We start from the raw sequence: 13,549 nt of genomic DNA on the forward strand, positions 1-13,549 counted from the left end.
CCTTCAGCATTCGACGACGTTGACGGCCAGGCCACCAAGCGACGTCTCCTTATATTGCGAGCGCATGTCCTCACCGGTCTGGCGCATCGTCTCGATCACCGCATCGAGGCTGACGATATGGCGACCGTCCCCCGCAGCGCCAGATAGGCGGCGTTGATCGCCTTGATCGCGCCCATCGTGTTGCGCTCGATGCAGGGGATCTGAACCAGCCCGCCGATCGGATCGCAGGTGAGTCCGAGGTTGTGCTCCATGCCGATCTCAGCCGCGTTCTCGATCTGCGCGTTGGTGCCGCCGAGCGCCGCGACCAGCGCACCCGCCGCCATCGAGCAGGCGACGCCGACCTCGCCCTGGCACCCCATCTCCGCCGCGGAGATCGACGCGCGCTTCTTATAGAGGAAGCCGATCGCCGCCGCGGTCAGCAGAAAATCGTGCGCGCCCTTCGCCGTAGGGTCCTTGGTGAACGTCTCGTAGAAGCGCAGCACCGCAGGCAGCACGCCCGCGGCGCCATTGGTCGGCGCGGTGACGACGCGGCCACCCGCCGCATTCTCCTCGTTCACCGCCAGCGCATACAGGCTGACCCACTCGAACACCGCGGACGGATCCGCCGCGGTATCGCGCGCCTGCAACCCTTCGAACAGCGCCTTCGCCCGACGCGGCACCTTCAGCCCGCCCGGCAGGATACCGCCCTGCCGACAGCCACGATCGATCGACGCGAACATTGCACCCCGGACCGCATCGAGAAACGCATCGGTCTCGCTGTCCGGCCGCCACGCAATCTCGTTCTCGCGGACGATATCGGCGATCGTCATCCCGGTCGCATCGCCGGTCGCGAGCAGTTCCGCGCCGGACGAGAACGGCCGCGGCAAGAGGATGTTGGCCTTGACCGGCCCCGACCCCGCCTCGACGATCGCGCCGCCACCGATCGAGAAATAGGTCCGCTCGACGGTGCGCCCGTCGCTGAACGTCGCTGTGAACGTCACTGCATTGGGATGCCCCGGCAGGAACGTCTGCGCATGGAACAGCAGATGCTGGCTCTCCTCGAACCCGATCTCGACCTGCTCGGCCAGCATCAGCCGCCCGCTCGACCGGATAGCCGCCAGCCGCACCGGGATCAGGTCGGGATCGATCGTCTCGGGCTGCGCACCACTCAGGCCCAGCATGACCGCGCTGTCGGTCGCATGCCCGCGCCCGGTCAGCGCCAGCGAACCATACAAGTCGACGCGCACCGCGACCGGCTGCTCGTCCGCGACCAGATCCGCGAACAACCACGCCGCGCGCATCGGCCCGACGGTATGCGAACTCGACGGTCCGATCCCGATCGTGAAGAGGTCGAGAATGCTGATCGCCTGGTGGCAATCGGGGCGAGCGCGCGTCTGCTCGTCGGGGCGGTCGAAGGTCAGGGTGTCATCGGAACTCAGCGTGCAGAGGACAGGGCGAGCACCAGACGTTTGGTGACGCGATCGCCGCCGTTCGTCATCGCGAGGTTTGCCGTAGCGTCCATCAACAAGGCATCCTTCAAGCCACCATCCCCGACCAGCGTATCGCCCCGCACTTTTACCGCAGGCGCGACGGGGGGCGACGACCGCTCGCTCGACCCCGTCGCCGCCATGCACGGAATTCGGATCGGCGTCACCGTGTGACGACGCACGCCGGGAACTGACAGTCGAATACGTCCACCGCAAAGTTCGCTGTCGATGACACCGATACCAGGCTCCAGTGCGATGAACTATTATTCATGATTCCATCCGTTGATCGCGCAACTGGGACATGATGTAAAGCAATCAGAATGAATGCATCTCGTCACATTGAGCCTATCAATATCGCATTATCCGAATTATCAGTCCGCAAGGCTATTTCTGCGGTTGAACTGAATGTCTCACGTCGTTACGGCGTCGGCAGATCATGGAGTGCAATATGGCCGAAGATACCACCGACCTGAATGCCGTCGAACTCGCAACCGAGCTGACGATTGCTTGGCTCGGCAACCCCAATACCCGTAGCTCCGCGGAAGACGTACCCGCGTTTCTCGGCAAGATGCACGAGACCGTGTCTGCGTTGCTCGGCAGTGCGACCGAAGCCCCGGTTGCCGAGGCACCGACCGAATATACGCCTGCGGTCACCGCGCGCAAATCGCTCGCGTCGAAGGATCACATCATCTCGATGATCGACGGCAAGTCGTACAAGACGTTGCGCCGTCATCTCGCGACGCACGGCATGACGCCCGCCGAATATCGCGAACGCTATGGCCTGAAGCCCGACTATCCGATGGTCGCCGAGAATTATTCCGAAAGCCGTCGTGCGATGGCGAAGAAGATCGGCCTGGGTCGCAAGCCTGGTCCGCGCAAGACCGACACGGCGTCCGCGCCCGCTACGGCTGCCACGACGCGCAAGCGCAAGACCGAAACCGCCGCCGCAGAGTAAATCTCGGCAGGTCGTCTACGCTAACGAGACCGGCGCCTCGCGGCGTCGGTCTTTTTCGTCGAAGTCGTCGCCCGGTCGGTCGCTTACCTGCCGAACGAGCCGCGGCGATACAGCAGCGTGATCGCAACGCGACGGTTACGTGGATCGTGCGGGTCCTTGACGATCAGCGGCTCGCGGTCGGCCACGCCTTCGATCCGTTCGAACCGTGCTTCCGGCGTGCCACCCGACAACAGGCGGCGACGCGTCGCCTCCGCACGGCCCGATGCCAGCATCCAGTTGTTCATCGCCCGCGGATCGCCATACGGCACGCTGTCGGTATGCCCGCGGATCATGATCGGGTTCTGCATGCCCGAAATCGAGCCCGCGATCATGCCGATCAGTTCGCTGGCCTGCGGATCGAGCGCGGTCGTGCCCAGCGCGAACATCGAATAATCGGCGTCGTCGACCAGGTCGATCCGCATGCCGTCCTGGGTCCGCACGAACCGCACATGACTGGCCAGCCGCGAGAGCTTGGCCGATCCTTGGATCTGGCTCAGCACGCGCTTGCGCATCGCCTCGAAATTCTTGCGATCCTCGCTGGCGAGCGCCTCGCGGTTCTTGATCGATCCCTGCTCGCCGGTCCCGGTCGACGGACCGCCCTGCCCCGCATCGGGAATCGCGATCTGCGGCATGCTCGTCTGGCCCGCCTTGGGTCCGATCTTGTTCTTGTCCAGAATCGACTCACCACCGAACAGCGCGCCGCCGCCGATCCCCAGCGAGCGCGTGTCGATCAACGTCGGCGCGAAATAATCGGCGATGCCCTTGCGTTGCTTTTCGGTGGTCGCACCGAGGATCCACAACAACAGGAAGAACGCCATCATCGCGGTCACGAAATCGGCATAGGCGACCTTCCAGGCGCCGCCGTGATGGCCGCCATGCCCCTCGATATAGATCTTCTTTACGATGATCTTCGGTGGCTGGATGTTGCCGTGGGGCGCGCGGGCCATGCTGTCTGCCGCCCCTACTTGCCGCGAAGACCGTCGAAGACTTCGGCGAAGCCTGGCTGGTTCTTGTGCGCGATGCCCGAGCGGGCAGCCTCGATCACCAGCGGCTGCGGATGACCGTGCAGCGAGGCGATGATGATCTGCTTGACCACGCCGTAGATCGCCGCATCGGCGTCGAGCACCTGGCGCAACCGGTTGGCGAGCGGCGCGACCATGCCGTACGCCAGCAAAACGCCCATGAACGTGCCGACCAGCGCCGAACCAATCATCGAGCCGAGGATCGACGGCGGCTTGTCGATCGAACCCATTGTCTTCACGACGCCCAGCACCGCCGCGACGATGCCCAGCGCCGGCAAGGCATCGGCGAGGCTGGTCAGCGTCCCGTGCGCGCTTTCCTCCTCGTGATGATGCGTCTTAATCGACTGATCCATCACTTCTTCGACCGCGTGCACGTCGAGCGTCCCCGACGACACCACGACAAGGCGCAGCGTATCGGCGATCAGGTCGATGAGGGCGTGGTCTTTCAGGAGCTTAGGGTATTCCGCGAAGATCGCCGAGGATTGCGGGTCCTCGACATGCGGCTCGAGCGCGATCGGTCCGTCCATCCGGAGCATCTTCATCAGCTTGCTGACCAGGAAGATGACGTCGAGATAGTCCTGCTTCTTGTATTTGGGGCCCTTGAAGACCTTGCCGAGGCCGGCGCCGAGCGCTTTGAGTTCCTTGCCTGAATTGCCGATGATCAGCGCGCCTGCAGCGGCGCCGCCGATGATCAGCATCTCGTGCGGGATCGCCTCCAGAACGGGGCCGAGCGCGCCACCCGTAAAGGCGAATCCTCCGAACACCATGACGAGGAGGACGACGATGCCGATGACCGGAAACATGGTGCTGGAAATTCCCCTGGGCCGACAATGGCAGGTACGTAGCCAGAGAATTAACCGGATTTAGTAGCCAACCGGTTACCAGACGCCGCGCCCTGCCTAAAAATATCGGTCGTCGAAACGTCAGCGAAGATAATCGAACAGCGACAGCGACGAGAGCTTCGAAAGCTCGCCTGCGTCGCCGACAGGATCGTCATCGTCTTCTGCAACTCGACCACCGCGGTCGGAATATCGGTATCTTCCAGCGCAGAGCGGGTCGCTTCGCGGTCGACGCCGGTATCCTTCAGGCGCGACGTCTCCAGATCGACCCGTGCCGCGCGCGCGCGAGCGAAGCCTGGACGGTCGACACCTGATCCGATGCCGCGCTGATGTCGGCCAGCGACGTATCGAGCGCATCCGGCGTGAAATCATCCGATTGCAACGCGGTCGCGATCGCGGCGAGCATCGCCAGCGTGTTGGTACCGCCCTCGATGCTGCCATCGGGGCGCGTCGTGCCACCGACCGTGAAGATCCGTGCCGCGGTCTCGTTCGCCTGCACGCTCTGGCCGTCGCCGATCGGGATACCCGACACCGGCTTGGAGGCGAGCGCATAGCTGCCGTCGGCGGCAACCGCCGCCGTGCCGTCGCCACCGCCGAACAGGGCCTGCCCGCGTGCGTCCTTGCCATTGGCGAGGCCGGTAAGCGTTGCGACGATCCCGGCGAGTTGTTCGCCGATGGCTTTGCGGTTTGTCGCGTTGAGCGTGCCGTTACGCGCCTGCGTCACCAGGGTGTTCGCGGTCTGGAGCTGGTCGCTGATCGCGCTGAGACTCGTATCGCCCTGCTTCAACACCGACGTAGCGGTGCCGAGATTGGCCGCATACGCCTTGTCGTCGGCGGTATCGCGCGCAAGCGTTGCGAGCCGCTGATAGGCGACGCTGTCCTGCGACGGCGCGGAAAAGCGCTTGGTCGTCGCGATCTGGGTCTGCAACGCATCCGCCCTGCCGGTGAGCGACGTCATCGTGCTCGCGGCACGATCGTAGAAGAGGCTGGTGGCGATCTGCATGGGCTTTACCGTAGATCGAGGATGGTCTGGAACGTGTCGCGCGCGGTCTGGATCACGCGGCTCGACGCCTGATAGGCCTGCTGGAAGCGCAGCAGGTCGACCGCTTCGCTATCGAGATCGACACCCGAGGCGGACGCAAGCGACGCGACCGCGCCATCGCGGATCGCGCCTTGCGCATCGGCGACCGTCTTGCGCTGTTCGAGCGCGGCGGCGTTGCCGGCAACGAGCAAGGTGGTCCGCGTCTCGAAGCCGCCGCTGGTGCGGACGGCCTGCAACGCCGACAGATTGGAGGCATCGCGCATACCGCCGGTCGCGCCGGCGGCGGCGATCCCGCGCGGATCGGTCAGCGAAACGGAGATGTCGGTCGGGCTGGTGCCAGTCGCGAACAACGCGGCACCCGGATTGCCGTCGAGGTCGCGTCCCTGCGCCTGAACCGCGTTGACCTGGGCGGTGAAGTCGCTGGCGATGCCGTTGAGCGATTCGCGCGCCGCGGCGATCCGCTGCGCGCCGTCCGCCATCCCGGCGAGCGCACCGCCCGTCGGCGACAGGTCGGACGTGACGCCGCCGCGTGTCACCGCGAACTGCACCGCGCCTTCGTCGTTGCGGGCGAACGACGCCTGCCCGCTTTCGTTACCCGCCACGAATACCGTGCCGGTCGCGCTGCCGAGCCGCACCGTCGCGCGCCCGAGATCGTCGAATGCCGTGCTGACATCGGTCAGCGTGCTCATCTGGTCGAGCAGTTGGTCGCGCTGATCGGCGAGCTGTGCCGCGCTCGACGAACCCGGCTGCGTGCGCGCGAGCCCGTCATTGACCTTGGCGAGCGCGGTGCCGAGCGCATTGAGCGACTGGACCGCCTGCGTTGCGGACGAATCGAGTTCGGTCGCGGCCGTATCGAGCGCCTTGCCGGTCGCGGCAAAGGCCTCAGCCGCGGTCTTCGCCGCCTCGAGCATCACCGCGCGCGCCGGGACCGAGGTCGGGTCGGCGGACAAGGTCTGCGCGGACCCGAAGAAACTGGTGAGCCGGTCGCCGAGCTTGTTGTCGCCGAGCGAGGATTCGATCCGGCTCATCCACGCGACACTGGTCTCGGTCTTGCCGAGGTCGGTGCCCGCGGAGCGCACCGCCTGCGATCGATACGCATCGGCGCTGCGGCCGACGCCGACGACGACCACGCCACTGCCGGTCGCCGAGTTGCGCGCGTTGATCCCGCCATTGACGGACGAAACCTCGGCGAGCGTCGTCGTCCGCCGGGTGTAGCCGACCGTCCCTGTGTTCGCGATGTTCTCCGACACCGTCGACAGCGCGGTCTGGTAGGCGCGAACGCCCGAGGCGCCGATCGAGAGGAGATCGCTCATGGCGGCGAACCTGCCGTGGGTTCGTTAAGATCGGATTGAGACTTTGCCAGGAAATCGGACATCGCCTTGCCGATGCCGAGCGGCGTGTGCTCGGCCATCGACTTCGCGACCAGCCCGTCCTGCATTTCGGTAAAGGTGTCGATCGCCTTCGAGATCGAACAGCGGATTGCTGAGCTTCGCCTGACGCATGCTCTTGAGCATCATGCCGGTAAAGACCGCCTCGAACTGCTGGCCCGCCTTGTCGAGATTGTCCTTCGACTTGAGCCGGCTCGTGTCGGTCGAGATGCCGGTGGTTGGCCCAGTCGTCGGCGTGGCCGTCGGCGTGGTCGTCAACGTGGCGGGTGCGTTGAGCGGGCTCACAGGACGATCAACTCGGCCTTGAGCGCGCCGGCTTCCTTCAGCGCCTCAAGGATCGCGACAAGGTCGGCCGGCGATGCGCCGATCGCGTTGACCGCCTTGACGATGTCGGCAAGCCGGGGGCCGGGGTTCAGCAGGAACATCGGGCGACGCTCCTCCTCGACCGCGACGGCGCTGTTCGGCGTGACGACGGTCTGGCCGCCGCTGAACGGGGCCGGCTGGCTGACCTGCGGCTTCTCGTCGATCCGCACCGTCATCTTGCCGTGCGTGATCGCCGCCGGGCCGACCCGGACCGCGGAGTTGATGACGACGGTGCCGGTGCGGGCGTTGACGATGACCTTGGCGGACGGCTCGGCGGAGACGACGTCGAGATTCTCGATCGTCGACATCAGCGTGGCGCGGATATCGGCACCGAACGGCGCGCGCACCGCGACGGAAACCGCGTCGATCGCCTGCGCGCTACCGAAGCCGAGCTTCGAATTGATCGCGCCCGCCACGTTCTGCGCGGTGGTGAAATCGGCACGGGCGAGGTTGAAGGTGAGCGTCGGCGCGCTGTCGAACCCGGTCGCGACCGCGCGTTCGACGGTGGCGCCCTCGGGGATGCGGCCGGTCGAGGGCACGTTGACGACGATCTTCGACCCGTCCGCACCTTCTGCGCCCAAACCGCCGACCGCGAGGTTGCCCTGCGCCATCGCGTAGATCTGGTTATCCGCGCCGAGCAGCGGCGTCATGATCAGGCTGCCGCCGCGCAGCGATGCTGGCCTTGCCCATCGACGCGACGGTGATGTCGAGCCGCTGGCCGGGCTTGGCGAACGGCGGCAGTTCGGCGGTGATCATCACGACCGCCGCGTTCTTCATGCCCGGGTTCGCGGACGGCGGCAGTTGCAGGCCGAAGCGCGATGCGACGGCTTTGAGCGACTGCACGGTGTATTCGAGATTGTCGTCGCCGGTGCCGGGCAGGCCGACGACGATGCCGTAGCCGGTCAGCTGGTTCGACCGGATACCCTGGAACCCGCCAAGATCCTTGATCCGGTCGGCCGAGGCCGGCGCGGCGATCAGGAGCGATGCGAGGAGAGTGGCGAGGAGACCTGCGAATAAACGAAACACGGCCTTTAGTCCTTTACCGTTCGTGCTGAGTAGCGACCGAGTAGGCGCGCAGCGGCGTATCGAGATGAGCTGGTCGGATCTTCCCCGGAAGATCCTGAACATGCCGGGGGCATGTTCACCAGCTCATCGTATCGAAGCATGGGTTCCGCGCGCCAACCTGTCCTTCGATACGAGCCCTCGATACGCGCCTTCGGCGCTACTCGGTCTCTACTCAGGACGAACGGGTTGGCGCTGACACGCGTGCCCTCACCCTTCGCCGCCTTCGGCGTCTCTCCCTCTCCCCTGAGGGGAGAGGGAGGGGCCCGGCCGGCACTTGCCGGGTGGGAAGGGTGAGGGCACGCCGCAGCATCAAAACGGGCTGACGACGGAGAAGAAGCGGCCGAGCCACCCCTGGCGGCCGGCGCGGGCGACGTCGCCCTTGCCGGTGTACGAGATTTGCGCGTCGGCCACGCGGGTCGACAGCACGCGGTTGTTGGCGTCGACGTCAGCGGTGCGGACCAGACCCTTGATCTTCAGGAACTCGTCGCCGCGGTTGAGCGTCACGCGCTTCTGACCCTGCACCAGCATCGTGCCGTTGGGATAGACCTGCGCGACCGTCACGCTGACCTCGCCCGAGAGCGAGTTCGCCTGGTCGGCGGCGCCGGTGCCGTTGAAATTGCGCCCGCCGCTGATCGAGGCATCGCTCTTGTTGAACAGGTTGAGCGCGCCGGTGGTCGGCGGCGTGATGCTCGCCCCGCCGTTGCTGTCGAGCTTCGAGCCCGACGACTTCGACGCGGCGGTCCGCTCGACCAGCACGATCGTCAGCGGATCGCCGACCTTCCGCGCGCGCCAGCCTTCGTACAGCGCGGCATAGCCGTCCTGCGCCTGGAAGATCGAGCCGGTTGCGACGACCGGGACCGGCTGGACCGGCAAGGGCCGCGCGACCGAGAAATCCTCGGGCGGTGCCTTCTTGCCGAAGATGCTGGCATCCGCCGACGACGGGCCGGCGATCGCCGCGATGGCGAGAAGCGAAATGAAAGTTGGGCGGATCATGCTGCGCTCCGCGATCAGATGTTCTGGTTGACGTATTTGAGCATGTCGTCGGTCGCCGAGATCATCTTCGAATTGACCTCGTACGCGCGCTGCGTCTCGATCATGTCGACGAGTTCCTCGACGACGTTGACGTTCGACGCTTCGAGCATGCCCTGCTTGATGTTGCCGCGGCCGTCCTGCCCGGCGATGCCGACATTGGCCGCGCCGCTGGCCGCGGTCTCGACGAGGTAGTTGTCGCCGGTCGCCTGGAGCCCTGCACCGTTCGGGAAACTGGCGACCTGGATCTGGCCGATCTGCGTCGCCTCGGTCTGGCCGGGCACGGTCGCCGACACGGTACCGTCCGAACCGATCGTGATCGCGGTCGTGCCCTCGGGCACGGTGATGCCGGGTTGCAGCTGATAGCCCTCGCTGGTGACCAGCAGGCCTTCCGCCGAGCGCGAGAAATTACCGGCGCGGGTATAGCCGAGCGTGCCGCCGGGCATCTGCACCTGAAAATAGCCGTCGCCGTCGAGCGCGAGATCGAGGCTGTTGCCGGTCGTCTGCATCGCGCCCTGCGTGTCGATCCGCGCCGTGCCCTGGAGCCGGACGCCGGTGCCGAGATTGAGCCCGGTCGCGTATTTCGTTTCCGCGGTGCTCTGCGTACCGGGCGTCGTGACGACCTGATAGGCGAGCGCCTCGAACGCCGCACGGTCCTTCTTGAAGCCCGTCGTGTTCACGTTGGCGAGGTTGTTCGAGATGACGCGCATGCGGGTATCCTGGGCGTCGAGCCCGGTACGCGCGATATGCATGGCTGCGGATGACATTCGTCGGTTCCTTCTAGCTCGGCAGGCGCATCAGCGATGCACCGCTTTCATCCATGTCCTTGGCGGACTTCAACATGTTGGCCTGGACTTCGTAACTGCGCTGGTTCTCGATCATGTCGACCAGCGCCTGCGTCATGTTGACGTTCGATCCCTCGATCGCGCCGCCCTGCACCTTCGCATCGAGATCCTCGGGCAGCGTGCCCCCGCCCTTCACGCGCAGCAAATTGTCGAGACCCTTGACCGTGTCCGACCCCTTGGTGTCGGCAAGCTTGAGCTTGTCGATCACCTGCGGGTTCTGCGCGTCGCCGCCCTGCGGGATGATCGAGATCGTCCCGTCGGCGGAGATCGACAGCGACTGGTAGGGCGGCAGGGTGATCGGCCCCCCGAGCCGATCACCGGATGCCCGTCGCCGGTCTGCAGCACGCCGGACGGCGCAACCTCCAGATCGCCACGGCGGGTATAGGCTTCCGAACCGTCCGACGCCTGCACCGCCAGCCACGCGGTGGTGCCGGTGATCGCGACGTCGAGCGGACGTCCGGTCAGCTGGATCGCACCCGGCGCACGATCGGCGTCGGTGACCTCTTCCGAGGTCGGCGCGCGCGCCTCGATCGTAGTGCCGTCGCCCTTCAGGTCGAGCCGGTCGAACACCACGCGGTCGGCGCGGAAACCCGTCGTCGACGCGTTCGCCATGTTGTTGGCGATCGCCGCCTGCGCCGCCATGTGCGCGCGCAGGCCCGTCGCCGCGGTGTAGACCAGCTTGTCCATTCAGGTTCCCCCGCCCCGCTATCGATCAGCTGCGGATGTTGAAGATGGTCTGCGAGATCTGGCTGGCGGTATCCAGGGCCTTCGAATTCGCCTGGAAATTGCGCTGTGCCGCGATCAGGCTGACCAGTTCCTCGGTGATGTCGACGTTCGACCGCTCGATCGTGCCCGACATCAGATTGCCGAACCCGTTCGAGCCCGCCTCGCCCAGCTTCGCCTCGCCCGACACGCCGGTCGACGACCAATAGCTGTTGCCGAGCTGGCGCAGGCCCTCCGGATTGGAGAAGTTGGCGAGCATCACCTGGCCGAGCGCCTGCGTATCGCCGTTCGAGAAGCTCGCCTTGACGATGCCCTTCTCGTCGATCGTCACGCCCTGGATCTGGCCGACCGCCTTGCCGTCCTGCGTCCGCGAGTTCACCGCAAACGCGCTTGCCTTCTGCGTGGTCGCGTCGCCCCCGAAGCTGAAGGAGATCTGCTGCGGGGTCGCCGAACCGGCGGTGGTGAACTCGTCATACGCGATCGGTGCGGTCGGGTCGGTCAGCTTGCCGGTTCCGTCGAACGTCATCGTCGACCCTGCGACGCCGCCGCTCAACAGTTCCTGGTCGCCGACGAAGCTGTGGACTTCCCACGTGCTCGGCGTGGTCGCGTCGGTCGATACCGAGGTGCGCTTGAAATAATTGGTCAGCGTCATCGCGTTGCCCGACGCGTCGTAAACGGTGGTCTGCGCCGACTGGTTGTAGCTCGACGGATCGAAGCGATCGAACGTGGCCGTGGTCGGCACCTTCGAGCTGGCGTTGAGGTTGACGCCCAGCGTGACCGCCTTGGTCGGTGCCGCCGTGCCGCTCGTCTCGGGCAACTGCAGGCTGATCGCCGACTGGAGCCCGGTGGCGACGACGCTGCCCGATCCGTCGACCGGATAGACCTGGAGATGGCTGCCGTTCGAATCGACGACGAAGCGGTCCGCATCGACCAGGAAGCCGCCGTTGCGCGTGAAGCTGACCTGCGACGAGCCGGTCTCGGGCTTCACCACGAAGAAGCCGTCGCCCGATACGGCGAGATCGAGCGCGTTCGCCGACTGGATCAGATTGCCTTGCGCGAACTGCTGGCGGTTGCCCTTGACCATAACGCCCGAGCCGACCTGCTGCGACGGCGCGACCGACACGCTGGAGGCGATCACGTCGGCGAAATCGGTGCGGCTCTTCTTGAAGCCGTTGGTCGAGACGTTCGCCAGATTGTGCGAGATCGTCGACATCTCGGTCTGCGATGCCTGGAGACCGGAAAGCGAAGTGTAGAAGGACATGCGTTTAACTCCTTGAAATCGAGGGTGCGATCAGCCGATCTGGCGGACTGCGCTGACCGGCACTTCGCCGATCCCGGAAGGGTGAGGATGGTGGTACCGGTGGTGGTCGAGACCGACTGGACGGGTGCCCAGACCAGCCCGGTCGCGGCGACCGCGGTGCCGTTGTTCTGGGCGTTGATGCTGACCGTGAACGGGCCGCTGCCGGCGTCCGCGCCGGTCGAATCCTTGCCGTCCCAGTCGTAGCCGACGGTGCCCTTGGCCTGCGCGCCGAGCGGCATCGTCTTCAGCGCGACGCCGTTCATATCGCTGATCGTGACGTTGACGCCGGTCGCGGCACCCGCCAGCTCGACCGAGCCCGCGATGCCGCCACCGGTACGCCCGTACGCGGTGCTGCCCTCGGTCAGGACGGTCTTGCCGACATACCCCATCGCATCGCTGGCGCTGGTCGCGCCGAGCTTGTCGGAGATCGCCTTCATCGTCGTGTTCATCTCGGAGATGCCGGCGAGCGAAGAGAACTGCGCCATCTGGGCGACCATCTGGGTGTTGTCGACCGGGTTGAACGGATCCTGGTTCTGCATCTGCGCGGTCATCAGCTTCAGGAAGTCGTTCTGGTTGAGCGTGCCCGACTCGGCGGCCGTCGTGGTCTTCGGCGCGGCCGCGGTCGAAGAGCGCGTGATGCCGATGTTGGACAGCGTGGTATCGAAGGAGGATGCCATGATCAGCGACCTAGCTTGAGGGTATCGATGATGAGCGACTTGGCCGTGTTCATCACTTCGATGTTGTTCTGGTAGCTGCGGGCGGTCTCCATCATGTCGACCATCTCGCGGGTTTCATCGACCGCCGCCTCGAAGATGTTGCCATCCTTGTCGGCCATCGGATTGTCGGGATCGTAGCGCTTGGTCGGCGCTTCACCGGCAGTGACGACGCGCTCGACGTCGACCGTCGACATGCCGCTGGCAGCGTCGAAGCTGGTGCGGAACACGGGCTTCATCGTCTTGTACGCGGCCTCTGCGCTCCCGGCGGTGCCGCCGGCATTGGCGAGGTTCGACGCGGTCGTGTTCATCCGGACGAGCTGCGCGGACATCGCGCGGCCGGCGACCTGGAAGATCGTCATGGGCTGGTTGGACATCTTATTCCCCTTCAGCGCGCGGGTGATCTGGCCGATCCGCCCGTTCAGGAACGACAGCGTCGTCTCGATACTGGACGGCGTTCTCGGCGAACGCGGTCTGCTCCTGGCTGAGCTCGACGGTGTTGCCGTCCATCGAGGTCTGCGTCGGGATGCGGTATTTGGTTGCCGCATCGGTGCCGCCATCGTGCTCGACCGCGGCGAGCGCCGCCTGGAAATCGATGTCGCGCGCCTTGAAGCCGGGCGTCGACGCGTTGGCGATGTTCGACGCCAGCACACCCATGCGCTGCGAGCGCACCTCGAGTGCCGCCCCATGAACTCCGAAAAGCGTGTCGCCTGACACAAGCCCGTCTCCTGGCGCACCGATTGCGCAACCGGACATAAGC

Annotated in this window: 12 protein-coding genes and 4 pseudogenes; 1 reads left to right on the top strand and 15 read right to left on the bottom strand. The window is 65.7% G+C overall.

The annotated features are described in order from the left end of the window. Positions 1-3 precede the first annotated feature (3 nt). Together AC0IX7_RS13190 and AC0IX7_RS13195 are read right to left on the bottom strand one after the other, a co-directional pair. Positions 4-1,337, bottom strand: a pseudogene (locus tag AC0IX7_RS13190) (L-serine ammonia-lyase). Positions 1,338-1,414: 77 nt separating this feature from the next. Continuing rightward, positions 1,415-1,648: a hypothetical protein gene (locus tag AC0IX7_RS13195; protein WP_471813993.1), complete on the bottom strand. Its 234-nt coding sequence runs from the start codon at positions 1,646-1,648 to the stop codon at positions 1,415-1,417. Positions 1,649-1,914: 266 nt separating this feature from the next. On the opposite strand from AC0IX7_RS13195, the gene AC0IX7_RS13200 reads away from it, so the two are divergent. Next, positions 1,915-2,421 carry a Ros/MucR family transcriptional regulator gene (locus AC0IX7_RS13200; RefSeq protein ID WP_471812274.1) on the top strand — a complete coding sequence of 169 codons (507 nt, stop codon included), beginning with the start codon at positions 1,915-1,917 and terminating at the stop codon, positions 2,419-2,421. 83 nt (positions 2,422-2,504) lie between these two features. On the opposite strand, the gene AC0IX7_RS13205 is transcribed toward AC0IX7_RS13200, so the two are convergent. The 13 genes and pseudogenes from AC0IX7_RS13205 to AC0IX7_RS13265 form a co-directional block, all read right to left on the bottom strand. Further along, positions 2,505-3,407 carry a flagellar motor protein MotB gene (locus AC0IX7_RS13205; RefSeq protein WP_471812275.1) on the bottom strand — a complete coding sequence of 301 codons (903 nt, stop codon included), beginning with the start codon at positions 3,405-3,407 and terminating at the stop codon, positions 2,505-2,507. A 14-nt stretch (positions 3,408-3,421) separates the two neighbouring features. Next, positions 3,422-4,285, bottom strand: a complete 864-nt coding sequence (motA, locus tag AC0IX7_RS13210) for a flagellar motor stator protein MotA (RefSeq protein WP_187504688.1) — start codon at positions 4,283-4,285, stop codon at positions 3,422-3,424. Between the two features lie 280 nt (positions 4,286-4,565). Continuing rightward, positions 4,566-5,324: a flagellin N-terminal helical domain-containing protein gene (locus AC0IX7_RS13215; protein WP_471812277.1), complete on the bottom strand. Its 759-nt coding sequence runs from the start codon at positions 5,322-5,324 to the stop codon at positions 4,566-4,568. Between the two features lie 5 nt (positions 5,325-5,329). Further along, a complete protein-coding gene (gene flgK, locus AC0IX7_RS13220; RefSeq protein ID WP_471812279.1) occupies positions 5,330-6,676 on the bottom strand; it encodes a flagellar hook-associated protein FlgK in 1,347 nt (448 codons plus the stop codon). 24 nt (positions 6,677-6,700) lie between these two features. Beyond that, the gene (locus AC0IX7_RS13225) at positions 6,701-7,036 is read right to left on the bottom strand and encodes a hypothetical protein (RefSeq protein WP_471812281.1); all 336 of its coding nucleotides are present in this window, start codon (positions 7,034-7,036) and stop codon (positions 6,701-6,703) included. Continuing rightward, positions 7,033-8,140, bottom strand: a pseudogene (locus AC0IX7_RS13230) (flagellar basal body P-ring protein FlgI). Before AC0IX7_RS13230 ends, AC0IX7_RS13225 begins: the two are co-directional and overlap by 4 nt. Before the next feature lie 348 nt (positions 8,141-8,488). Continuing rightward, positions 8,489-9,172: a flagellar basal body L-ring protein FlgH gene (locus tag AC0IX7_RS13235; RefSeq protein WP_471812282.1), complete on the bottom strand. Its 684-nt coding sequence runs from the start codon at positions 9,170-9,172 to the stop codon at positions 8,489-8,491. Between the two features lie 14 nt (positions 9,173-9,186). Beyond that, on the bottom strand, positions 9,187-9,975 hold the full coding sequence (gene flgG / locus AC0IX7_RS13240; protein ID WP_187504693.1) for a flagellar basal-body rod protein FlgG: 789 nt from the start codon (positions 9,973-9,975) through the stop codon (positions 9,187-9,189). A 13-nt stretch (positions 9,976-9,988) separates the two neighbouring features. After that, positions 9,989-10,740, bottom strand: a pseudogene (flgF, locus tag AC0IX7_RS13245) (flagellar basal-body rod protein FlgF). Positions 10,741-10,765: 25 nt separating this feature from the next. Further along, on the bottom strand, positions 10,766-11,989 hold the full coding sequence (locus tag AC0IX7_RS13250; RefSeq protein WP_471813875.1) for a flagellar hook protein FlgE: 1,224 nt from the start codon (positions 11,987-11,989) through the stop codon (positions 10,766-10,768). Then, complete coding sequence (locus tag AC0IX7_RS13255) at positions 11,911-12,753, bottom strand: flagellar hook assembly protein FlgD (protein ID WP_471812284.1); 843 nt, start codon at positions 12,751-12,753, stop codon at positions 11,911-11,913. Before AC0IX7_RS13255 ends, AC0IX7_RS13250 begins: the two co-directional genes overlap by 79 nt. A 2-nt stretch (positions 12,754-12,755) precedes the next feature. Then, on the bottom strand, positions 12,756-13,166 hold the full coding sequence (gene flgC, locus AC0IX7_RS13260) for a flagellar basal body rod protein FlgC (protein WP_056485088.1): 411 nt from the start codon (positions 13,164-13,166) through the stop codon (positions 12,756-12,758). A gap of 3 nt (positions 13,167-13,169) precedes the next feature. Beyond that, a pseudogene (locus AC0IX7_RS13265) lies at positions 13,170-13,506 on the bottom strand (flagellar basal body rod protein FlgB); the annotation flags it as partial. Between the last annotated feature and the right edge of the window lie 43 nt (positions 13,507-13,549).

This window comes from Sphingomonas sp. AC411 (genome assembly GCF_979253035.1).